General features: G+C 61.0%; 16 protein-coding genes. 11 read left to right on the forward strand and 5 right to left on the reverse strand.

What is annotated here, in order from left to right:
- Nucleotides 1-27: 27 nt before the first annotated feature.
- Entirely contained in the window at nt 28-1,944 is a 1,917-nt protein-coding gene (locus tag TERRO_RS19380; protein ID WP_052313403.1) for a DUF3857 domain-containing transglutaminase family protein, read from the reverse strand.
- A gap of 278 nt (nt 1,945-2,222) precedes the next feature.
- Here TERRO_RS19380 and gatB point away from each other — a divergent pair, with 278 nt between their 5' ends.
- The 3 genes from gatB to TERRO_RS23755 all read left to right on the forward strand — a co-directional run bounded on the left by gatB (nt 2,223) and on the right by TERRO_RS23755 (nt 5,816).
- Nucleotides 2,223-3,704 carry an Asp-tRNA(Asn)/Glu-tRNA(Gln) amidotransferase subunit GatB gene (gene gatB, locus TERRO_RS19385; protein ID WP_014787407.1) on the forward strand — a complete coding sequence of 494 codons (1,482 nt, stop codon included), beginning with the start codon at nt 2,223-2,225 and terminating at the stop codon, nt 3,702-3,704.
- A gap of 112 nt (nt 3,705-3,816) precedes the next feature.
- On the forward strand, nt 3,817-5,289 hold the full coding sequence (locus TERRO_RS19390; RefSeq protein ID WP_014787408.1) for a hypothetical protein: 1,473 nt from the start codon (nt 3,817-3,819) through the stop codon (nt 5,287-5,289).
- A gap of 77 nt (nt 5,290-5,366) precedes the next feature.
- Nucleotides 5,367-5,816 (forward strand): DUF6496 domain-containing protein, encoded by a 450-nt coding sequence (locus tag TERRO_RS23755; RefSeq protein ID WP_014787409.1) that lies wholly within the window; start codon nt 5,367-5,369, stop codon nt 5,814-5,816.
- A gap of 81 nt (nt 5,817-5,897) precedes the next feature.
- Here TERRO_RS23755 and TERRO_RS22860 read toward each other — a convergent pair whose 3' ends face one another.
- Nucleotides 5,898-6,236, reverse strand: a complete 339-nt coding sequence (locus TERRO_RS22860) for an FmdB family zinc ribbon protein (protein ID WP_014787410.1) — start codon at nt 6,234-6,236, stop codon at nt 5,898-5,900.
- Nucleotides 6,237-6,264: 28 nt separating this feature from the next.
- Nucleotides 6,265-7,857: a phosphoglycerate dehydrogenase gene (serA, locus tag TERRO_RS19405; protein ID WP_014787411.1), complete on the reverse strand. Its 1,593-nt coding sequence runs from the start codon at nt 7,855-7,857 to the stop codon at nt 6,265-6,267.
- 814 nt (nt 7,858-8,671) lie between these two features.
- Between serA and TERRO_RS22440 the strand changes: the two genes are divergently transcribed.
- The 3 genes from TERRO_RS22440 to TERRO_RS19420 all read left to right on the forward strand — a co-directional run bounded on the left by TERRO_RS22440 (nt 8,672) and on the right by TERRO_RS19420 (nt 11,817).
- The gene (locus TERRO_RS22440; protein ID WP_157178452.1) at nt 8,672-9,133 is read left to right on the forward strand and encodes a hypothetical protein; all 462 of its coding nucleotides are present in this window, start codon (nt 8,672-8,674) and stop codon (nt 9,131-9,133) included.
- Between the two features lie 164 nt (nt 9,134-9,297).
- A complete protein-coding gene (ligA, locus tag TERRO_RS19415; RefSeq protein WP_014787413.1) occupies nt 9,298-11,529 on the forward strand; it encodes an NAD-dependent DNA ligase LigA in 2,232 nt (743 codons plus the stop codon).
- 120 nt (nt 11,530-11,649) lie between these two features.
- Nucleotides 11,650-11,817, forward strand: a complete 168-nt coding sequence (locus TERRO_RS19420; protein WP_014787414.1) for a hypothetical protein — start codon at nt 11,650-11,652, stop codon at nt 11,815-11,817.
- Nucleotides 11,818-11,927: 110 nt separating this feature from the next.
- Here the strand turns inward: TERRO_RS19420 and TERRO_RS19425 are convergent, their stop codons facing one another.
- Nucleotides 11,928-14,897, reverse strand: a complete 2,970-nt coding sequence (locus TERRO_RS19425) for a glycoside hydrolase family 55 protein (protein ID WP_157178453.1) — start codon at nt 14,895-14,897, stop codon at nt 11,928-11,930.
- 160 nt (nt 14,898-15,057) lie between these two features.
- On the opposite strand from TERRO_RS19425, the gene TERRO_RS19430 reads away from it, so the two are divergent.
- A complete protein-coding gene (locus tag TERRO_RS19430) occupies nt 15,058-16,002 on the forward strand; it encodes a DUF5996 family protein (RefSeq protein WP_014787416.1) in 945 nt (314 codons plus the stop codon).
- On the opposite strand, the gene TERRO_RS19435 is transcribed toward TERRO_RS19430, so the two are convergent.
- On the reverse strand, nt 15,999-17,138 hold the full coding sequence (locus TERRO_RS19435) for a D-alanine--D-alanine ligase family protein (RefSeq protein ID WP_014787417.1): 1,140 nt from the start codon (nt 17,136-17,138) through the stop codon (nt 15,999-16,001). The two genes, TERRO_RS19430 and TERRO_RS19435, sit on opposite strands and share 4 nt — an antisense overlap.
- 183 nt (nt 17,139-17,321) lie before the next feature.
- On the opposite strand from TERRO_RS19435, the gene TERRO_RS19440 reads away from it, so the two are divergent.
- From TERRO_RS19440 to xth, 4 genes are all read left to right on the forward strand, one after another.
- Nucleotides 17,322-19,067, forward strand: a complete 1,746-nt coding sequence (locus TERRO_RS19440; protein ID WP_014787418.1) for a DUF885 family protein — start codon at nt 17,322-17,324, stop codon at nt 19,065-19,067.
- Between the two features lie 77 nt (nt 19,068-19,144).
- On the forward strand, nt 19,145-20,926 hold the full coding sequence (ggt, locus tag TERRO_RS19445; RefSeq protein ID WP_014787419.1) for a gamma-glutamyltransferase: 1,782 nt from the start codon (nt 19,145-19,147) through the stop codon (nt 20,924-20,926).
- Between the two features lie 209 nt (nt 20,927-21,135).
- Nucleotides 21,136-21,576 carry an REP-associated tyrosine transposase gene (locus tag TERRO_RS19450; RefSeq protein WP_014787420.1) on the forward strand — a complete coding sequence of 147 codons (441 nt, stop codon included), beginning with the start codon at nt 21,136-21,138 and terminating at the stop codon, nt 21,574-21,576.
- Nucleotides 21,577-21,784: 208 nt separating this feature from the next.
- On the forward strand, nt 21,785-22,552 hold the full coding sequence (gene xth / locus TERRO_RS19455) for an exodeoxyribonuclease III (RefSeq protein ID WP_281047905.1): 768 nt from the start codon (nt 21,785-21,787) through the stop codon (nt 22,550-22,552).
- Nucleotides 22,553-22,559: the final 7 nt, after the last annotated feature.

The raw sequence follows: 22,559 nt of genomic DNA on the forward strand, positions 1-22,559 counted from the left end.
AGGCAATGAAGCGTTTTGTTTTGGGGGCTACTTTGTGCGTTTCAGTACGGCGCTGCTTTGTTCGTCGCCGGCGATCGTCCGTGCCAGCTTCTGGACATCCGGATAGCGATCGGCCGGCAACGTAAGTTCCCGGACGGTATACGTGCGCGTGTAGTGAATGCTGTGGTTCTCTACCTTGCTTGCGCTGCGATAGGAGGCAAAACCGAGATCGAGGTCGACGGCTGGCGGCAGTTCATCCACGTCGTATCCGGCGGGCAGCCCAATGGTGAAGTCGTCATGCACCTCACGCGTCATCTCCAGATCGATGGGCACTTCGCGCTTCTTCGCATCCACGCGCAACGCCTCACGACCGAGCACGCGCGGACGGACGCCCAGCAACTCACCCATGGGCTGTGCGAAGCGGTCGGCCTTCACGGAATAGCTGAAAAGAAGATCGTGCTCCAGCTCCGCTGCATGCTCCAGCTTTACATCACCCACGTGGAAGCTGAGGAGATCACCGGCCAGTGCGTGATCAAGAGAATCCTGCTGCTGCTTCTCGTCTTCCATCGAAGAATAGCGCCGATCCCGGGCGATGTCCCCAAGCTGATTCTCAGTCACTTTGCCGTCGAGAGAGCCGTCCGCCGCAAGCTGAAAGCTCGCCCTCCGCTCGACCCGGTTCTGCTCTGGCTTAAGGATCGGAAGACGGATGGCCTGGCTGTTTGCGCCGTCCACCAGCAGCGCATCGCTGCCCTGCAACTCGCGTTCCAAGTGGCCGAAGGGCGTCTTCTCCCATGTCGGATCGAAGATCAGAAAGCGCTTGCCGCTATTCTCCGTAACGATGCTGTACATCCCCTCGGGCTTGTAGTCCGCAGGCAGTTCGATGGCAGCGATCATGTGATTGCCCATCAACGAAGGAGCATCGCTGCTGATCATGCCTCGCTCCGTATCCACCAGCACCCATGTCGATCGGATACCGACCGCGTTCAGCATTGCGCTCAGCAGTGTCGCCTTGTCCTTGCAGTCACCGTAGCGCGCACGGAAGACGTCCGACGCATTATGCGGCTGCATCCCGCCGATAGCAATCTCGATGGCCACGTAGCGGATGCCGCTCTGCACGAAGCTGGCGATGGCATCCACGCGTTCGCGGAAGCCCGCCTTGCCAGCCACCAGTTCCTGAGCCTTCGCGGTGATCGCAGCGTCCGGCTTGTTCCGATCCTTCGCCAGTCGCTCGAACCACTCGCCGATACTCTGCCAGTCGGCCGTCATGGCGCCGTACTGTCCTCCAGCGCCAGGCCCCTGGAAGTACAGATCCATGCGAGCGGCGGACGCAAGCTGATTCGGCGCCAACGGAGGAGCGTCCTTCACGTGCAGGCCGGCCTGATTCAGCACATCCCACGCCGTCCTGCCGTGCTCCAGGTCCTGCGACTGCGCCAGAGCCTTGCCCTTCCAGTGGGTCTTCATGGTGAAGCCAGGTGGCAGATCCACCTGGAAGTGCTCCTGCGCGACCGGTACGTTCTCGCCCGGGAACCACAGAATGTGGTTCGAGTAGGGATGCTCCACAACCTCATATTCGATGGCTGCGACCGCGCCGGGATCGAGAGCGGGCGGCTTCCCGCCACGGGCACGGCTGTCGCTGTAGAGCTCAAAACCCTCGCCGCGGCCCACCTCGGTCAGTTCGTTGTCCTTGACGGCGTACTCCTTACCGTCGGGACCGATGCTCCAAAGATGCAATGACTTGATCTTGGAAGTGCTGTTGAATCCCGCAAACATGCTGCCGTATCTGCGGCCCTGGGGCCTCAGGATGCGGACTACCTTTCGCACGTGTTGGGTGATGGTGCCGTCCGTAGCGACCGTGTAGGTAGTGTCTTCCAGCAGAAAGACGGCGTCGCTGTCCGCCGGAATCTCCGGCGTCTTGGTTGCCGCCGCTGTGCGGACCCAGTCCGGCACCTGGTCCTTGGCATGCACAGGAGCGCACGCGGCGGCGCACAAGACGCTCGCGAGCAATAGAGACAGGGGGCGAGAGGAAACCTGGGGTAGTGAAAAAGGCAGCACAAAAACCTCACAGCAAATCGAGAAAGACGTGATGCCTTCAGCGCAGCCGGAAAAGGGGAATCAATGGATAGTGGAGTGATATCCCAAAAAGCAGGTGATAGCAAGAACTCTTCGTCACGCAGGGGGCAAAATTATTCCGTCGCGCCTCAGGACGGAAGCGGCGCGGGCATTTCGCTAGAATCAGAGGTGATATGTCTCTCACCGCCGCACTCTCTCCGGATGTTCTCGCGAAGTACCAGCCCGTCATCGGGCTTGAGGTTCACGTGCAGTTGCTGACGCAGACCAAGGCGTTCTGCGGCTGCATCAACCGCTACGGCGGCGAGCCGAATACGCACGTCTGTCCGGTCTGCCTGGGCTTGCCCGGTGCGCTGCCGGTGCTCAATCGCCAAGCGGTCGAGTTTGCGGTGCTCGCGTCGAAGGCTCTGAATCTGACCATCAACGAAGAGAGCATCTTCGCGCGGAAGAACTACTTCTATCCGGACTCACCGAAGGGCTACCAGATCTCGCAGTTCGACCGGCCGCTGGCGGAGAACGGCTGGATGGACGTCAGCGATGGCAAGGGCGGCACACGCCGCATCGGCATCACGCGCCTGCACATGGAAGAGGACGCCGGTAAGAGCATCCACGACGGCTTTGCCGACTCCGCGCGCAGCACCTACATCGATCTGAACCGCTGCGGCACTCCGCTGGTGGAGATCGTCAGCGAGCCAGATCTGCGCACGCCGGAAGAAGCCTACGAGTACCTGACCAAGCTGAAGGAGATCCTTCTCTACACCGGCGTCAGCGACTGCAACATGGAAGAGGGTTCGCTGCGTTGCGATGCGAACGTCTCCGTCATGCTGAAAGGTGCCGCAGAGTACGGCACGAAGGCTGAGGTCAAGAACGTCAACAGCTTTCGCTTCATCCGCGAGGCGATCCACTTCGAGATCGAGCGTCAGATTGAAGTGGTCGAGAGCGGCGCGCGCGTCGTGCAGGAGTCGCGTCTCTACAACTCAGCCGAAGGACGCACGTACAGCATGCGCAGCAAGGAAGCCGCGCATGACTATCGCTACTTCCCTGAGCCGGATCTTCCTGCGCTCTTCGTCGACAACGCGTGGATGACGAAGATTCTCGCTGACTTGCCGGAGCTTCCTGAGGCCCGCCGCGCACGCATGATCGCGGACTACGATCTGACCGCGCAGGATGCAGCGACCTTCGCCAACACGCGCAGCTTTGCGGACGCCTTCGAAGCTGCGGCGAAGACGGCGAAGAGCCCGAAGCGAGTTGCGAACCTGATCCTTGGTGAACTCGTCGGCCGCTTGAATGCTGCAGGCCTCGAACTCTCGCAGTCGCCCGTTTCGATGCAGGGCATTGTGCAGGCTGCGGATCTTGTCGAGGATGGCAAGCTTTCGAGCAAGCAGTTGAAGGGTCTGTTCGACATCGCGTTCGAGAAGAGCGAAGACTTCGCTGCAGTCTATGAGCGCGAGAAGCCGCAGCAGATCAGCGACACCGGTGCGATTGAAGCGATGATCGATGAAGTCATCGCTGCAAATCCAAAGCAGGTCGAACAGTTCAAGGGCGGCAAGACAACCGTCTCTGCCTTCTTCGTTGGCCAGGTGATGCGGCTGTCGAAGGGACAGGCAAATCCCGCGCTGTTGAATGAGCTTGTGATGAAGAAGCTCAACGCAGCATAGTCGTTCGAAGGACTGCAAGACACGAGGCACAACGATCATTCGTTGTGCCTCGTGTGTTTTGTGGTGCATCGTGTATCGCCGTGGCGATGCAATGTTGCATCGTAGATGTTGCATGCGTACATCGTCTTACCTTCGACTGTCTTCCCTGTTGCTGCTCGCCGGATGCGCGAGCAACGCTGGCGTTGAGCGTTCGATCGCTGGCGATGCAGCTGCAGTTCCACCGAACACGGTGATGCTTTCGCAGATGATGCGTGAGCTATCCGCGCAGCCGGGCTTCACGGAACAATTGCTCAGCTTCATCAACAAGGGCGAGAAGAACGGTGCGTTCCTGACGCCGGACCTCTTCGATACCTTCCGCAAGCTGGTGCTTGGCAAAGACTGGAGCGGCCTCGATCGCTTCCCGGGATGGACCATCCATCGCGTGACGCAGACGGTCCACATCGGCGAGAGCCTGATGTCGAAGAGCAACGATCCGGTTGCGGCGAGCGATCGCGTTCATCTCGGTCCTTATGCGCTCGACAAGACGATGACCGAGTCACTCGATGCGCCAAGCGATCGACCAGCCTTCTCCGATCAGGGTCTCGTGACGAAGCTGACGGCGGACGTGACCAATGGTGATGGTGGCGATCCTAAGATTGCACCGATGCATGCCGAGAGCGCGCGTCTTGCCGAGGTGATGAATCGGCTGTCACTCAACGGCTACCAGTCCACTGCGCCGTTCACCGCAAGCATCAACGGCGAGACAGCGACGAGTCCGCAACAGCTAGTCCAGGCACTTGTGGCGACAGGTCACGAGGTCACCGTTGCCGATGCGCGCTACTTCGCCAACTTCGGTCACTTCCACTACAACGGCAAAGACGTTGAGATGCCGTTCTTCCTCGACAGCCAGATCGCCGTGCCAACCGATCATTGGTGGCAACGCTCGCATCGTCTGCTGGTGCCGGTTGCGCATGCCGAGTACGAGTGGCTGGTGCGCGGACCGAAGATCAATGCAGACGTCACGTTCTACTTCGGCATCGACGGACGTGCAGAGTTCCGTACCAACGACCAGCTCAATCAGCCGTGGGTGATGGGTCGCCACGCCCATGAGTACACAGGCGCAGATGCCATCGAGGTGACGCGGCTGACCGGCCAGATGATGCGGGCGTACGCGTATCTGCATGCAGCGCATCCGCAGTTGCCGTTCGGTGGTTACTACACGCTGGGTGTCTGCCAGGATGTTGTGGGCGCCATCGAGATGCGGATGACGGGCAAGACAACACTCTTTCCCAACACAGCGAAGACAGAGTTCTTCCGCGATCAACCCGATGCTGAGATCACGAAGCTGATGGATGCTGTGCCGCATGACACCAGCGGCACGCCGCCTGCGTTCGAGCGCGTCTTCGGTTCGCTGCCGACTACGGACATGAATGCAATCACGATTCCGGGGTTGCGTGACGATCTGTTGCGTTCGCAGGCAGCGCTGCAGCGGGGTGATCTGCGGCATCGCTATGTACTTACTGGGCAAGTCCTGTCAATTGCAGGTGTATTGATTGCCTCCGGTCTTGTAGTTTGGTTGCTGCGGTTCCGCCGCAGTCGTCGTTAACGCAACAAAGTCACAACGCGCGAGGCACCACGCAAACGCGTCGCAACATGCACGAAGCACCACAGGGAGAAGTAGTCATGGCAACAAAAAAGGCAAGCGCTAAGAAGACCGCAGTAAAGAAGACCACCGCAACGAAGGCAGCTCCGGCGAAGAAGACCACCGCCAAGAAGGCAGCTCCTGCAAAGAAGACCGTAGCGAAGAAGGCTGTTGCAAAGAAGACCGTTGCGAAGAAGACCACCGCAACCAAGGCCTCTGCAAGCAAGGCTCCTGCAACGAAGACTTCTGCGAAGAAGGTTGCTGCGAAGAAGACCGTTGCCACGAAGGCAGCGAAGAAGACCACCACGCGCAAGTACTCGCCCGCTGCCGGCAAGCAGGTTGGCACCGAGATGCGCGAGATGAAGAAGGGCACGCTGAAGAGCGGCCGCGGCGGCAAGAAGGTCACGAACCCGAAGCAGGCGATCGCCATCGGTCTGAGCGAAGCTCGCAAGGCTGGCAAGAAGGTTCCGCCGGCACCGAAGAAGAAGTAGTTCCAAGCAATCAGCTACAAGCAACGCGAAGGCCGCAATGATGATCATTGCGGCCTTCGTGTTTCTGTTTATGTTCTGTTTCTACTTCGCTGGTGTCGACGTCGAGGCCGGAGCGCTGGGAGCGGATGGTGCCGCTGCCGGTGTGCTGGTGGACGAAGATGAATCCGGAGACGACGTGCTTGCTGGTTTGCTGTCACCGGAAGCGCTGCTGCCTTCACCGGAGGTGGACTTTGCAGCGGCCTTATTGCCGTAGCCGTCTGCGTACCACCCACCGCCCGAGAACTGGAACGACGGTGCGCTGATCTGTTTTTCCAGACGACCGCCGCAGTGCGGGCACTCCGTCAACTCCGGGTCGGAGAACTTCTGCCGCTTCTCCAGCGCGCGTCCGCAATCGTTGCACTTGTATTCATAGATCGGCATAGGGGCTCTCCTCTCGTTTCGGTGTTGGTCAGGGCAGTTCGATGGCGCGTACGCTGGCGATCGCATCCACCTTGCGCAGAGCGGCGACGACGTCCGCAACCTTTGCGGGCGATGCCTCAATCTGCACCACGGCGAGTGCCTGACCCTGCGGTACCCGCTGGCTGCGTACGCTGCGGCCCAGTGCGAAGTTGGCGATGTTGACGCCATGCTCGCCGAGTACGGTGCCGATGCGGCCGATGACGCCGGGCACATCGTGATTCCGGATTGCAAGCAGCGTTCCCGTCAGCGGCGCTTCGATGTCGATGCCATCGAGCGAGAGCAGACGCGGTGCGTTGCCGTGCAGCACCGTTGCCGAGGCCGACGCTTCCCCCTCTGCCGAGTGCAGGATCAGCTTCAGGACCGATCCGGCGCCGCCGCTGGCGAACTCCTTCTTGTCTTCCTGTACGCGGATACCGCGCTCCGTTGCAACGGCCGTCGCGTTGATGCGGTTCACATCTGCATCGTTCAACACACCGGCGAGCACCGCGTTGCGGATGAGGTCGGTCTTGCCCGTTGCGAGACGGCCCGAGTAGGCGATCTCCATGCTTTCAAGATTGCCGGGGGTCGCGTGGCCCAGGAAGATGCCGAGGCGGTTGGCGAGGTCGATGTAGGGTGCAATCTCGACATACTCTTCACGCGAGAGCGACGGTACGTTGACGGCGTTTTGTACGACGCTGTCCTTGAGGTATGCGCTGACCTGCTGTGCGAGCTGGATGCCGATGGCTTCCTGTGCTTCGTCGGTCGAGCCGCCGAGGTGCGGCGTGAGGATGACGTTGTCGATGCCGAAGTATGGCGACTCCTTCAACGGCTCGGTACGGAAGACGTCCAGCGATGCGCCGCCAACCTTACCGCTCTTGAGGCCTTCGACCAGCGCCTCATCCACGATGAGTTCGCCGCGTGCGCAGTTCACGATGCGGACGCCCTTCTTCATGATGGCGATGGAGTGCTGGTTGATGAGGCCTTCGGTCTGCGGCGTGAGGCCCACGTGCAGCGTGAGGTAGTCCGACTGCTTGAAGATGGTGTCGATGTCGACGAGGGTGACGCCGTTCTCACGCGCGATGACGGGAGCGACGAAGGGATCGTAACCGATGAGCTCCATGCCAAAGGCGCGGGCGCGGCGGGCTACTTCCAGGCCGATGCGACCGAGGCCGACGATGCCGAGCGTCTTGTTGCGAAGCTCCGTGCCCTGCAGGCTCTTCTTCTCCCACTTGCCGTTGTGCAGCGCTGCGGTCGCCTTGGGGATCTGGCGCGCCATGGTGACCATGAGGCCCAGCGTGAGTTCGGCGACGGCGACGGCGTTGGCGCCGGGCGTGTTCATGACGACGATGCCGCGCTTGGTGGCAGCTTCTGCGTCAATGTTGTCCACACCCACACCGGCGCGGCCGATGACGCGCAGCTTGGGAGCGTGCTCCAGCAAAGCGGCATCTGCCTGCACGGCGCTGCGGACGACGAGCGCATCCGCATCGGCGAGTTCGGCCTGGAGGTTGGTGATCTTGTCGGCAGTGACAACCTGCCACGAAGGCTCCTGTTGAAAGACGGCGAGCGTTGCGGGGGAGACCTTCTCGGCGATAACAATCTTCATTCGGACTTCTTTCTCTGGTGGCAGTTCGGATCGAGAGGGAGGTACCCCTCCCCCTGTTTCTCGTAAAAATCAGATTCGAAAGGAGTTGACGATTCCCATTTCGGCAAAAATTAGATTCCAAAGGAGTTACGGGTAAAAATTAGATTCCAAAGGAGTTAGCGCCACGGGTGGAGGTGCGGTGCTCCTGAGAAATCGCTCTGTATCTATTGTAGCGATTTCCGCGGAATTACCCGCCACCTGTAAGTCGTTGTCCCCGCTGGGGTTACGTGTTTTCCCTATTGACAGCATTTCGGAAGCCGCGCGAGGCGGCATTTCGCGGTGCGATTTGGGTCGGGCTTTCAGCCCTCTGCATTTCTTTCATCCCCCTGCCCAGGCCTTCGGCCTGGGCTGAGATGTGTCGCGTCTTTGGCGCTTGGTTCGGTGCCTGGCGGACGGCCTCGTACCAATGAGCGGTCTCAAGCGATGATCCTGGGCGCGGTTCAAACGATGGTTCGCGCCGAGCTGAAGGTCCGCGGCCGATGGCAGAAGATTCGGATACCTATGGCGGCCAGTGGAGTTTGTCGCGGGCCTACAGCCCGCATTTTTCTCCCTGTTCCCGAAACCCAGGGCTTTGCCCTGGGCTAGGAAGTCGCGGACCTTCAGTCCGCTGGGAGCCAGACGGTATGCGATTGAACGGTGCACGAAGCCGGTGCGCGAAGCCGGTGCGCGAAGCCGGTGCGCGAAGCCGGTGCGCGAAGCCGGTGCGCGATTGGATGGCGCGCGTTCGGCGTAGCTTGCGCTCGTCTGCGAGGTCACATTGGGCGATACTGCCGAGATGATGTCTGAAACCGATCCTCATCAAGCGCCTGCGAGCGTAGAAGAACTCGATGCGTTCCTGCGCGCGTTTGAGGCGGGCAGCCTGCCGAAGTCGCGATGGACACACGAAGGGCACCTGGTGGCCGGGGCGCATTATGTCTACCTGTTCGGCGAAGCACGCGCCATGGGTCACATGCGCGACCGGGTACGCGCCTATAACCACGCCGTGGGGACAGCAAATACCGCGACCAGCGGCTATCACGAGACGCTGACGCGGATGTGGATCGGGGCACTGGTGCGTCTGCTGCGTGCTTCGCACGGGACGTCACGGCTCGGGTTTGTGCAGCTTGCGGTGGAACGCTTTGGGCCGCGGCGTGATCTGCACACGCTGCTGTACGACTTCGATGTGGTGAAGGACCAGCGGGCCCGCGCGGTGTGGGTGGAACCGACCGGCCAGTTGCCGGTGGACTTGTTTCGATAGCTTCTTGGAGGGTTAGCGGCGCTGCGGGTTGCGCGGCGCGCGATAACCCACCCTTTGCTGCGCAAAGAATGGGGCACCCGGTGTGGTGGCGCTGCGCAAAGGGTTGGAGCACCCGGAGTGCTGGAGCTGCGATTCGGCTGAAACGTCCTAAACTGCATAGGTCTATGTCAAAAGCGAACCAGGCCGACGGAACCGTACCGCAGCAGATCGACGCACTGCGCACCGAGATTGTTCACCATGAGCACCTGTACTACGTGCTGGATCAGCCGACGCTGACGGATGCGCAGTACGACAAGCTGGTGAACCGGCTGAAGGCGTTGGAGACGGAGCATCCGGAGCTGGTGACGCCCGATTCGCCGACGCAGCGTGTGGGCGGCAAGGTGAAGGATGGCTTTGCTAAGGTGGCGCATTCTCGACCGATGCTTTCGCTGGATAACGCCTACAACGAAGAGGAATTGCGCGCATGGGCCGACCGTGTGCGTGGCGCGCTGCACTCGAGCGATGTGCTGGAATTTGTCTGCGAGTACAAGCTGGATGGTCTTTCGCTGGCAGTTGAGTATGTTCCGGGAAGCCATCGATCGTCTCATGCTGGGAAGCAAGTGACCCCCGCCGCCTATCTCGACAGAGCCATAACACGGGGTGACGGTACGACGGGAGAGGATGTAACCCTCAACGTCCGTACGATGCATACCGTTCCGTTGTCGATACAAGGCGGCAAGCTTGCCCAACTAGGTATGCCGGACTCCTTCGAAGTGCGCGGAGAAGTGATCATGCCTCACCGCTCTTTCCAAAGACTCAACAGAGAGCGTAAAGAAGCTGGACAGTCTGAAGCTGCAAATCCCCGTAACGCCGCTGCGGGAACGGTCCGAACGGTAGATCCTCAGATCGTGGCTCGAAGGGGCCTAGAGTTTTGCCCATACTTCCTCTTTGTGCAGCGGGACGATCTTTACTTCCAAGAAAAGCAGCACATCTTTGAAAAGCAATCTGACGCGTTGAATGTGCTGACGGATCTTGGGTTCAAAGTAAATCCGAATAGGCTCCTGACGTCGAGTATTGCGGAGGTTCTTTCCTTCATTGCAGAGGCTGAGACGAAGCGCGACACGCTTGGCTATGAGATTGACGGCATCGTGATCAAGGTGAACGCGGTTGCGCAACAGCGGCGGCTTGGATTTACGGGCAAGGCACCGCGATGGGCGATTGCGTATAAGTTTCCTGCGCGTGGTGCGGTGACGAAGCTGCTGAATGTTCTGTTTCAAGTGGGTCGGACGGGCAAGCTGACGCCGGTTGCTGCGCTGGATCCCGTGGGGATTGGTGGCATTACCGTTGGGCGCGCTACGCTGCATAACCCCGACGAGATTGCGCGTCTGGGTGTGCGCATTGGCGACTATGTTGCCGTGGAGCGTGGCGGCGATGTGATTCCAAAGATCACCGAGGTGGTCGAGGACGCGGAGCATCCGCGCGGCACGAAGGAGATTGTCTTCCCGACGCATTGCCCCAAGTGCAAAGAGCCGGTGGTGCGCGAGGATGGCGAGATCGATTTTCGCTGTGTGAATGCGAGCTGTCCGGCGCGATTGAGCGAAGAGTTGCTGCACTATGCCTCGCGTGGCGTGATGAACATTGAGGGCCTGGGCGAAGCGATGGTGGCGCAGTTGCTGGGTCATCCGCTGAACGATCCTGTCTCGCTGGCGGATGTGGAAGCGCCGGATGCGCCGATGTCACTGGATGTGCGCGATGCGGAGATGGTGGAAGAGTCGAACGACACGACGGCCGATGAGCCGACGCGGACGGCGCTGGTGCATACGGTTGCGGATCTTTACACGTTGACGACCGACGACCTGCTGAAGCTGGAACGTGTGGGGCCGAAGACTGCGGAGTCGTTGATTGCGCAGATTGACCGGTCGCGATCTGCGCCGCTGTATCGGGTGCTGCTGGGTCTGGGCATTCGTCATGTGGGTGAGCGCACTGCGCAAGACCTGGCCGATACGTTTGGCAGCATGGATGCCATCATGACCGCCACGGAAGAAGAGCTGGTGCGCGCGGAGGGCATTGGACCGATCGTTGCGAAGACGATCGTCGATTACTTCAGCATCGACAAGAATCGTGCGCTGGTGGAAGCGCTGCGTGCGCAGGGTCTGCAGTTCACGGCTGAGAAGCGCGTTGTCGGTACCGCGCTTGCAGGCCTGACCTTCGTGCTGACCGGCACACTGCCGACGCTGACGCGCGATGAAGCGAAGGCTCGCATCGAGGCCGCGGGAGGCAAGGTGTCCGGCACGGTGTCAAAGAAGACGAGTCATGTGGTCGCTGGAGAAGAGGCTGGCAGCAAGCTGGATAAGGCCCGGGATCTGGGTGTGAGCGTGTTGAGCGAGCAGGATCTGCTGGAGATGCTGGGAAAATGAGCCAAATGCGGCAAAGAGTTCCTGAAATGCGTGGTTTTCTCGCCGTTTTGGAAGATCTTTCCCGTAGAAAGTGGTGCATCTGAAGGTCTAGTCTTCACAAACGATGAGGAGGTAGACCGAATGAATCTTCTGAAATGGATGTTGGCTACGGCCATGGTTCTGGATGTAGCCCTGATGATGACGGGCACCGTGAATGCAGCTTCGTCGAGCCCGGAGCAAACGGTTGGCTACACAGTCGATAGCGCGAGTACCTCCACCGCCTTCAACCTGAATCCCAGCATCCGGTAGTTCAAGTGAGGTGGCGCATCACGGCCCACCGATGCTCCTGTTCTGGAGAGCATTGTGTATAGGGGCCGCAGATGCGCCGCTCGCTTCCCCCAGCAAGTTCTTGAGGCTAGCTAAGGCTTTGCGCCCGTGGCTGCCGTGCGGATTGCGTAGAGCGCAGTACGCGCGCCGATGTACAGCGTCTTTCCGTCGGCACCGCCGAAGGCCAGCGAGCCGGGGCGTTCCGGCACTTCAAGTGTGCCGAGTAGTTTTCCCTGTGGTGTGTACACGAAGACCTGAGCGCCTGCGATGTAGAGGTTGCCGGCGGTATCGCTGACGACTGAGGTGCCGCTGCGCGGGAAGAGTGTGGCTGCGCTGAGGTGCGTCAGTGAATCGAGTGTGAGTCGGTAGACCTTATCGTCTTCTTCGCTGATGGCATACCGCGATGCACCCTGTTTGATGGGGGCGAGTTGCACCGCTTGCAAAAGGCCCTTCCAACTGCCACCTGCCATGATGGCCGTGTCGGTACCCGGAGCGTAGTAGAAGCTGCGTGGTTCGTCTTCGACCGCGTGCATGAGTGCCATGTTGCTGCGTGGTGCGTAGACGTAGCCCTGGTGCGCGACCATGCGTTGCACGCTGCCGATGTCGTTATGGAAGCCGGTTGGCAGCATGAGTGTGGTGTTGGCGCGGGCGTCTTCTGCTGCGAGCTTCTTTGCGGAGTTGGTATTCGTGTCGATGGCGTAGACGGCCTTGTCGAAGTCGAGCGCGAGCAGTGTTCCGTGGCCTGCGTAGCCGAGTGCCATGGGTGTTTCGACTGATTTGGTCACGGTCACAACGGCTTTGTTCGCTGCGTCCCAGCGGGCGATGGTGTGCATGGCTGCGTCGGTGAAGTAGAGGTCGCCGTGTTCGCCGGGGACGAGGCCGGCGATGTTGCTGAAGGTGCCTGCCGTGGTTCGTCGCTGGAGAGACGATCCTGCTTCAAAGGCGGCGGGCACGGGTAGCGGCGAGCCGGGATGGACGGTGTTGTTGAGCGTGAAGGCGGTGAAGTCGTGGGTGCGGATGCTGACGTTGCGTGTGCTGTCGATGAGCGCATTGTCGAAGGCGAGCCGCGTCATGCTGAAGACGTGCATGTTCGCGAAGCGGATGTTGTCCGCGCGTGTTGCGGTAACGGCCGTGGGCTGCGGGATGACGTTGCGTGAGACGCGGTAGTTGAAGAGGTTGGCGAAGGTGATGTCGTGGGAGTCGATGAGTTCGAGGGGCATCGCCTCTGCGCCGTTCGGCTTCTCTTCTTCTGTCTGCAGTGCGTAGACGGTCCAGTTGGCTGCGTGGTGGAACTGGACTTCGTTGTGCATGTGGTGTTCGCACGAGATCTGGTAGGCGACGGAGGGCGTGGTGGTGTTCTCAATGAGCAGGCCTGCGTTGGCCGTGGTGTCGGCCGTCCATACGTCGCGGATGATGCCGCCACCACCATCGCGCACCCACAGGCTGGGGTGCTGCGAGCTGCGCATATCTGGCCCCTGCGGGCCTTGTGGATTGAACGGCCGTTGCGGGTATTTGGGCGCTAGCAGTGGTGAGCCGCGAAGGCCTGCGGGGAAGTTCACGTCCTGCAGGAAGGACTTGGGTCCGCTCTTCCACACGATGCCTGCGGCACGCGGCGCGACGCTGCCGGTGAAGATGCCGATGCCGGTGACGATCTCGTGGCCTGCGGTGGAGGATTCGATGAGGGGGATGGGCGCGCCCTCGCCCATGAAGTTGGGGTCGTTGTCGTTGAGCACGATGGCTGTGGCGACGGGCGACAGGCCGATCAGAACGGAGTCCGCCTTGAGGTGCAGTGTGCCGCGGACGCGGTAGAGACCCATGGGGAAGTAGAGGACGGGATGCGTATCGATGGCGTGCTGCAGGGCCGTGGTGTCGTCGGTGCCACCGTCGCCTGTTACGCCGAGGGTGCGCACGTTGGTCCATGCGCTGACGGGCGGCAGTGCCGGAATGTCGGTGGCGACGGCCTTAGGCGCCGCGGTCAGTTTGTGTTCCCTGTGGCGCAGGGCGATCGCGCCTTCGCGGCCGTTGGCATCGATCTCCTGACCTACGGTGAGGCGATCTTCCACGAAGTGTGGGGATGGCGCGTTGATCGGACTGAAGGCTGCGATGTTGTTGTGCGTAGCCTCGAGCAGCTTTGCGACATGCGCGCACTGCATGTGGTCAAGCGTGACCTGGTGATGCTGGCTGGTGGTGTCGCCGAGGACGATGGCACTGCGTGTGATGTCGCGCAGCAACAAGTCGCGGGCGTAGAGCTGCTCCGGCATGTTGACCGGGATTTCGATGGCGATGGGTGTGCGCTCGATGGTGTCGCGCACGAGTGTCATGCCGACTTCCTGCGTTCGAATGGCGGCGACGCGCTGACCACTGAGGTGCGAGTCCATCAGCAGAAACTGCCATGCGGGCGAGGTGCGCACGGAGACGATGCCGTAGTCACCGCCGTCGATTTCGAGCGTGTCGGCCTGGTTGCCGACGTCTTCTAATGCGGCGCGGCCCTTGCCGACGGCGAAGTGGATGTGCGAGAGGAACGAGTGCTGCGCGACGTGGAAGCGGATGCAGATGGCTGCGGGATTGCCATCACCAACCTCGAAATCGACATTACTCACACCGCTGTAAAAAGTGAACTCATTGGCGTCGACGATCTCGGCACCCGCAGCGACCTTGCGCGAGGCGAATTGCAGCATGTAGCGACCGGTGCCGAGGAAGTCGTGTCCTGTCTGGTAGCCCGGGGTGTTGGGTGCAAGGGTGAGTACTGGCCGGCTCGCACCATAGCCGATGAGGCGGACGCCGGACCAGAGATGCAGCGTTTGCGTGACGCGATAGCGGCCCTGTGGAAGGAAGACGATGCCCTGCCCCGTGGTGTCCGCAACACGATCAATCGCAGCCTGTAGCGCGGCTGTATCGTCTGCGATGCCGTCTGCGTGAAGGCCCATCGTCGCGTCTGCCGTGATGGCCAGTGGGTCCGCCGGTCGTGCGGTGTACAGCGACTGCGCGGCCGCGGGCAAAGCCAGCAGCAGAAGTACGGTAGCAAAGAATTTCATGTTGGCGGCGACTCCGGTGGGTTTCATCGGTCGGCCAACATCGTACCGGAGCAACGAGTCACAAGACACTGCCTGGCGCGACTTTATTCGTGTAGCGAAGTAAGTCGTTACAGAGGGGTGCTGGTCGATCCCGCGATCGGGTGAAACATGTGAGGCGTATGTTTGGAGATCATGTGGAGGAAGAGCGATGGCATTGGATAGCAACAGCACGTCCGCTAACGTGTGGCCGGAACTGGCCCAGAGCGCGTGGAGCGATAGCTGCGTCACGCTGCAGCTATGGACACAGGTTGTCGGCAAGATCCGGCTGGCGTTGACGCCTGCGCAGAATCACACGTGGAGCGTTGCCCTGTATCCCACGGCGCGCGGTCTGACGACGTCGCCCATGTGGCACGACACACGCGTGCTGCAGATCGACTTCGACTTCATCGATCACAAGCTGATCCTGCTGACGAACGAAGGAGACACGCGGCACATTGCGCTTGGACCGATGTCGGTCGCTTCCTTCTACGGCAGAGTGATGGAGGCGCTGGAATCGCTGGGGATGCCGGTCCGCATCTGGCCGACGCCGGTCGAGGTCGCAAAGCCGGTGCCATTCGACCAGGATCTTGCACCACGCGCCTACGATCCGGAGTATGTGGCGCGCTTCTGGCAGGTGCTGCTGCAGACGACGCGCGTCTTCAACGTCTTTCGCGCACGGTTCATCGGCAAGGTGAGCCCGGTGCATCTGTTCTGGGGTGCGCTGGATCTTGCCTGCACGCGCTTCTCAGGACGAACGGCGCCGCAGCATCCGGGCGTGCCCGGACTGGCGGACCGCGTTACGCGTGATGCGTACTCGCATGAGGTGAGCAGTTGTGGCTTCTGGCCCGGCGCACCGGGGATTGAGCCGCTCTTCTACAGCTATGCGTACCCATCGCCTGAGGGTTTCAAGGACGCGCCTATTCAGCCCGCAGAGGCGCGGTTCGACACGACGCTGGGCGAGTTTGTGTTTCCGTACGAGGCGATGCGGCAATCGGCCGATCCAGACGCGGCGTTGCTGCAGTTTCTGCAGAGCACGTATGAAGCTGCGGCCGATACTGCGCACTGGGACCGGCAGGCGCTGGAGTCACCTGTACCCCGGAAGGGCGATAGCTAATCCTTGCTGAAGGCTGTGGCGGACCGCTCGTCGTGACGTTCGACGGCGAGCGTGATGAGGCGGTCGATCAGTTCCGAGTAGCCGATGCCGCTTGCCTCCCACAGCTTGGGATACATGCTGATGCTGGTGAAGCCGGGCATGGTGTTGATTTCGTTCAGATAGATCTTCGGTTCTTTTTTTGAGCCGGGATCGACGGCTTCCATGAGGAAGTCGACACGGGCGAGGCCGCTGCAGTCGCACGACTTGAAGGCGGCTACGGCCATGGCCTGCATCTGCTTCGCCTGTGCGCGGGTGACCTTTGCCGGGATGATGGGTTCGCTGGTGCTGGTGCTGTCGTACTTGCTGGCGTAGTCGTAGAATTCGCGGTCTGGAACGATTTCGCCGACGACGCTGGCGATGGGGTTGTCGTTGCCGAGTACGGCGATTTCGAGTTCGCGCGGCTTGCCCTTGCCCTTCTGCTTGCCGACTCCGGTGACACCCTCTTCGATGACAATCTTGCGGTCGAAGGACGCGGCTTCCTCCATGGCTTTGGCCAGTTCGGCGCGTTCGCGCACCTTGCTGATGCCGACGGATGAGCCGAGATTTGCGGGCTTGACGAAGACGGGGTACTTCAGTGCGTCTTCGAGGATCTTTGTGCACTTTTTCGGACTTGCCTTCCATTCGCTGCGCAGGAAGGTGACGTGCTTGACGATGGGCAGGCCGGCCATGGCGAACATCTTCTTCATGGCGTCTTTGTCCATGCCGACGGAGGAGCCGAGAACTCCGGAGCCGACGTAGGCGACGTTCGCCAGTTCGAGCATGCCCTGGATGGTGCCGTCTTCGCCGAAGGTGCCGTGCAGCACGGGGAAGACAACGTCGAGGCCAGCGGTGCTGGATGCCGTGGCCTGAAGTGCGAGGCTGGTCTCAACGGATTTCTTCGCGGCGGCCTTGCCAAGCTTCAGCGGTGTTGCGCCGCCGAGCAGCGCGGTCGATTCTGTGTGGCCGAGCCATTGGCCGGTCTTGGCGATGCCCATGGGGACGAGGTCGTACTTGTTGCGATCCATGGCCTGCAGGATGGATGCGCCCGAGCGCAGCGAGACTTCGTGCTCGCCCGACTTGCCACCAAATAACACACCTACGCGCAGTTTCTTTGCCAACGGACATCCTCTTCCGGGCGCGCATCGATCAGGATACGAGCCATCCTTTGCATGGTAGCGTTTGGCGCGCGCCCGAGTGGTGGCGATGTACCGGGGAGGGTACGGGCCGGGAGGAAAGCCTGGGGCCGGGGCCGCTCAGCGAAACTTCTTTGGGTTCGTCCTTCGTTGCGCTACTGTGCAGACATGCGATTCTTCCCTGCTCTACCCCGCCGCGTTGCCGCGTGTGTTGCCGCGTCTGTTCTTACGCTTGCCTTGACCGCTACGTTGCAGGCTCAGACGGCCGAGGCGAAGGTGCAGACGTTGAGCGCAAAGTTCTGGGAGTGGCGGGCGACGGAGCAGCCGTTTACCAATGACGATATCCCCCGGATGGCGCGGCCCGCAGGGTATGCAAGCCACTGGTCTGCGAGGGATGTCGCCGGGTATGAGGCGCGCATTGCGGAGTTTGAGGCGCAGTGGCGCGCGCTGGACGTGAGCGCCGCGCCGGTGCCCGTGCAGGTGGACTACCGGCTGATTGGTTCGGCTATTGCACGTGTGCGCTGGGAGCTGGAGGTGATCCCGGACTGGAAGCGGAACCCCTTCTTCTACGTGGACCAGGGTCTGACCGCGACGTACACCCTGATGCTGGAGAAGGCGCCGATCAGTGCTGCGCGTCAGCACGAGATCGTGCTGCGGCTGGAGAGCGTGCCGCGCCTGCTGGATGAGGGTCGCGCAAACCTGACGGATATGCGGCAGCCGTACGCGGTGATCGCCATGGGTGACCTGGCGCAGATTGAGTCGCGGATGCAGCGGTTTCGCGATGGCGTGCACGCTGCGGCGGGCTTTACGCCGGAGAACCTGGCCGCGTTTGACAAGGCGGAGGATGCTGCGGCGAAGTCACTGGTGGCCTATCGGGAGTGGCTGAAGCCGCAGGTCGCGAACCTGAAGATGGAGACGGCCGTGGGGCGTGAGGGCTATCTCTACTTCCTGCGAAACGTGGCGCTGATGTCGTACACGCCGGAGCAGCTGCTGGCGGATGGTGAGATTGAGTTTCAGCGTGCGGTGGGTTTTGAGGCGCTGCAGCAGGCGGCGAACAAGGGTGTGCCGGAGCTGCCCGTATATGCGTCGCTGGATGCGCAGATTGCCGATGAGAAGAAGCAGGAGCTTGCCATGCGGAAGTTCCTGACGGACCGCGGCGTACTGACGGGCGATCCGGCCGGCGTGAAGCATTATCTGTATGTGCCGACGCCGCCTTACATTGCAGCGCTGGGATTCCTCGGTGTCGAGGATGACCTGACGAATCCGATGCGGCTGGACGAGGACGGCACGAGTTACAAGGGAACGCCGCGTCTCGGCGGCTTCTGGGCCAACATCACATCGCGCGATGTGCGGCCGTTGACCAACCACGAGGGCATGCCGGGCCACTACTTCCAGATGGCGTGGAGCATGCACCACCCGGACCCCGTTCGCCGGCACTACTACGACTCGGAGTCGCAGGAGGGCATCGGCTTCTACGCGGAAGAGATGATGATGATCGCGGGCCTGTATGACAACACGCCAAAGATGAAGGAAGCCATCTATGCGTTGAATCGGCTGCGCACGCTGCGCGTGACGGTGGATGTGAAGCTGGCGCTGGGTCAATTCACGCTGTCGCAGGCGCAGGCGTACCTGACCAACACCGTACCGATGGACGAAGGCACCGCGCGCAGCGAGGCGTTTATGTTTGCGTCGACGCCGGGGCAGGCGATCACCTACCAGATTGGCAAGATGGACATCCTGAAAGGCCTGACGATGGCCAAGCTGCAGCAGGGCGCGAAGTTCAACCTACAGACGTACCAGGACTTCGTGTGGCTGAACGGCAGCGTGCCCTTCAGCCTGCAACGGTGGGAGCTGTTGGGCGACAAGACGGATGTCCCGGTGATTCCGGCGACCTTTGCGTGGAGCGGCAAGTAGTCGCGGGGGTATCGCTTCGCGATATGCTGCAGGTATCCCCGCGATCGTATCGCCACTGCCCTGAGGTGCCTATTTTCATGAGCGGCTTCCCCCGCGCGATTGCTGTCGCGTCTCTTGCCTGCGTTGCTGTGAACGGTTCTGCGTCAGCCCAGACTCTGCCCACGCCACCGCCAGTTCGCGCTCCGCATGCCATGGTGGTCAGCGTGCATCATGAGGCTTCGGATGCGGGGCTGGCCGTGCTGAAGCAGGGTGGCAACGCCGTGGATGCGGCGGTCGCCGTGGCTTTTGCGCTGGCCGTGGTGTATCCCGAGGCAGGCAACATTGGTGGCGGCGGCTTCATGCTGATCAAGCCGGCGCATAAGCGCGGGGCGAAGAAGCTTGGCGACGGCAAGGCGCACTTTATCGACTATCGCGAAGAGGCGCCGGCTGCTGCATCGCGCGATATGTATTTGGACAAGGACGGCAACGTCGTCAAGGGCATGAGTACGCAGGGATATGCAGCCAGCGGCGTCCCGGGCACCGTTGCGGGCATGGCGTATGCCGAGGAGCACTACGGCAAACTGGGCCTGAAGGCGGCGATGCAGCCTGCGATCAAGCTGGCTCGCGATGGCTTTGTGGGGACCGAGGAAGAGCTGAATGTGTGGCACTCTGCGCTGCTAAAGAAGAACGCGGAGGCCTATCGCATCTATCAGCGCAACGGCGATTTTTACAAGGCGGGCGAGGTGATCAAGCAGCCGGAACTGGCCGCGACGCTGGAGCGCATTGCCGCCGATCCGAACGAGTTTTATCACGGACGCATGGCGGACCAGATCGCCGAAGAGATGAAGTCCGGCGGCGGGACCATTTCGAAGGCCGACCTGGAAGGCTACTCCGTGAAGGATCGGGCCCCGCTGGTCGGGCGCTATCACGGCTACGAGATCACGACCGCACCGCCACCGTCTTCCGGCGGCATCGTCCTGCTGGAGACGCTGAACATTCTCACGGGTTACGACCTGAAGAAGATGGGTGGCGACCGCAGTCCGCAGCAGGTGCACCTGATCACCGAGGCTTTTCGCCGTGCGTTCATGGATCGCAGCGACTATCTGGGTGACCCGGACTTTACGAAGATGCCGCTCGCGCAGATGAGCAATCGGAAGTACGCCGAGGCCTGGCGCAGGACGATTGATCCGGTGAAGGCGAGCGTTTCGAAGGATCTTGTGCGGCCTGCCGGCTTCATGCCGGAACCGCCGAAGCAGAAGGGCGTGACCGACCACACGGAGACTACGCACTTCTCGGTGGTGGATGCGGATGGCAACGCTGTCAGCAACACCTACACGCTCAACTTTTACTTCGGTTCGGGCGTAGTGGTGAAGGGTCTTGGCTTCGCCATGAATGACGAGATGGATGACTTCACCAGCAAGGTTGGCGTGCCCAACGGCTTTGGCCTCATCCAAGGGCCGAACAACGCCATCGCACCGCACAAGCGGCCGCTGAGCGCGATGACGCCGACCGTGGTCACGAAGCGCGGTAAGCTGCGGCTGGTGCTGGGATCGCCGGGCGGACCGACGATTATCTCGACCGTGACCAACGACCTGATCAGTGTTTTGGACAACGGCCTGAACGTGCAGGAAGCGGCGGACGCGCCACGCTTCCACAACCAGTACCTGCCGGACGAGCTGCAGGTGGAGAAGCGCTTCTCCGCCGCGACTGGTGACGTGCTGAAGGCGAACGGCTACAACGTCAAACGGTCGGGTGAGTTCGACGAACACAACCCCGGCATCTGGGGCGATAGCGAGCTGATTGCAGTCGATCCGAAGACCGGCGAATTGCTGGGCGGGCATGACACGCGTAAGGGATTTGGGAAAGCAAGCGGATATTGATGTGGAAGTTGTTCCGCGTCCGGACCGAAATGGGATGACTGGATTCGTCGAGGACCAATTGATCGGATTGGCACCGCTTCAGCTGTGCCAATCTCGTTCCAGTCTTGTGCAACACACGAAGCTTGCTGCTCGGAAGGGCACAGCTTTAGCTGTGCCAATATGACATCCCTTTGAGATCCGGCTTTAGCCGCTGAGGTTCACCTTTCGCGATGTCCGCTCCTGCGAGGACGAGTCAGGAGGGCACGTTCTTCGTCACCACCGTCTGCGCGGAACGGAAACGCGTCTTCCAGAGGGACACGAGTGCGCGGCTAATGTTCGATGTTCTGCAGCATTACCGTTCCATCTATAAGCTGCATGCGTTCGTCATTATGCCGGAGCATTTGCATGTCCTTCTGACACCGATGGTCACGCTGGAACGCGCGATGCAGTGCATCAAGGGAGGCTTTTCCAAGCGATATCACGATGCCGGCGGAAAGCATGCCCCGGTCTGGCAGCGCGGCTTCGCGGATCATCGCGTGCGCGATCGTACCGACTACGAGTCACGAAAGATGTACATCGAGCAGAATCCCGTTTCGCGACGGTTGGTTGAGGATGCCGCGAGCTATCGATGGTCGTCGGCGTATTGGAAGAAAGCCGACCTCAGCGGCTAAAGCCGGCTCAATTTTGAGGGCTGTATTGGCACAGCTGAAGCTGTGCCCTTCCGAGCGGATAGATCTTCGCTCGGCGGGCGTTTCGTATTGGCGAAGCTGAAGCTGCGAGATTCAGAACGGATAAACCCTCATGAGGTTGGCTCACGGAGTGTCTCGACTCCCGAAGCCGGTATCCTGATAGCGCAACTAAGGAGAAACCGCCATCGTTATCGCAACCTGGAATGTGAACTCGATCCGTGCGCGGATGACGCATGCGCTGGCTTTTCTTGAGGCTCGTCGGCCGGATGTTTTGCTGATGCAGGAGTTGAAGGGGCTGGAGTTTCCGGCGGAGGACTTCCGCGCTGTCGGCTATGAGTCTGTCGCGATTGGGCAGAAGAGTTACAACGGCGTGGCGATCCTCTCGCGGCTGCCGATTGAGATGGTGACCAACAGGCTCGCGGGGGATGATGAAGACACTCACGCTCGCTATCTGGAAACCATTATCGATACTCCGACGAAGCTGCGCGTGGTGAACATCTATCTGCCGAATGGCAATCCCATTGGCACGGAGAAGTTCTTCTACAAGCTGCAGTGGATGGACCGCCTCATCCAGCAGATGCTGGTGTGGAAGAACGACCCCATCCCCACGATTATCGGCGGCGACTTTAACGTGATCCCGGAAGAGATCGATTGCGACAAGCCTGCGAACTGGGTTCGTGATGCGCTGTTTCAGCCGGAGCCGCGCGAGCGTTATCGCGCCATGAAGGCGATGGGCTTTGTCGATGCGTTCCGAACGCTCTACCCCGACACGGCTGATGCCTTTACCTACTGGGATTACTTCCGGCAGGCGTTTGAGCGCAATCGCGGCATTCGTATCGATCACTTTCTGCTGTCGCCCGCGCTTGCTCCACGCCTGACCGCGTGCGAGATCGACAAGACGCCGCGTGCGCAGGAGAAGCCGAGTGATCACACACCGTTGCTCGTAACCCTGGCGTAAGTCGGCG

It is taken from the genome of Terriglobus roseus DSM 18391, assembly GCF_000265425.1.
Lineage (GTDB): Bacteria > Acidobacteriota > Terriglobia > Terriglobales > Acidobacteriaceae > Terriglobus > Terriglobus roseus.

Bases quoted from the DNA above. Each gene is read 5' to 3' on its own strand.
- TERRO_RS19420 (WP_014787414.1), top strand. From the start codon at position 11,650: ATGAATCTTCTGAAATGGATGTTGGCTACGGCCATGGTTCTGGATGTA.
- TERRO_RS19390 (WP_014787408.1), top strand. From the start codon at position 3,817: ATGCGTACATCGTCTTACCTTCGACTGTCTTCCCTGTTGCTGCTCGCC.
- TERRO_RS22860 (WP_014787410.1), bottom strand. From the start codon at position 6,236: ATGCCGATCTATGAATACAAGTGCAACGATTGCGGACGCGCGCTGGAG.
- ggt (WP_014787419.1), top strand. From the start codon at position 19,145: ATGAGCGGCTTCCCCCGCGCGATTGCTGTCGCGTCTCTTGCCTGCGTT.
- TERRO_RS22440 (WP_157178452.1), top strand. From the start codon at position 8,672: ATGATGTCTGAAACCGATCCTCATCAAGCGCCTGCGAGCGTAGAAGAA.
- gatB (WP_014787407.1), top strand. From the start codon at position 2,223: ATGTCTCTCACCGCCGCACTCTCTCCGGATGTTCTCGCGAAGTACCAG.
- TERRO_RS23755 (WP_014787409.1), top strand. From the start codon at position 5,367: ATGGCAACAAAAAAGGCAAGCGCTAAGAAGACCGCAGTAAAGAAGACC.
- TERRO_RS19430 (WP_014787416.1), top strand. From the start codon at position 15,058: ATGGCATTGGATAGCAACAGCACGTCCGCTAACGTGTGGCCGGAACTG.
- serA (WP_014787411.1), bottom strand. From the start codon at position 7,857: ATGAAGATTGTTATCGCCGAGAAGGTCTCCCCCGCAACGCTCGCCGTC.
- TERRO_RS19450 (WP_014787420.1), top strand. From the start codon at position 21,136: ATGTCCGCTCCTGCGAGGACGAGTCAGGAGGGCACGTTCTTCGTCACC.
- TERRO_RS19440 (WP_014787418.1), top strand. From the start codon at position 17,322: ATGCGATTCTTCCCTGCTCTACCCCGCCGCGTTGCCGCGTGTGTTGCC.
- ligA (WP_014787413.1), top strand. From the start codon at position 9,298: ATGTCAAAAGCGAACCAGGCCGACGGAACCGTACCGCAGCAGATCGAC.
- TERRO_RS19425 (WP_157178453.1), bottom strand. From the start codon at position 14,897: ATGAAACCCACCGGAGTCGCCGCCAACATGAAATTCTTTGCTACCGTA.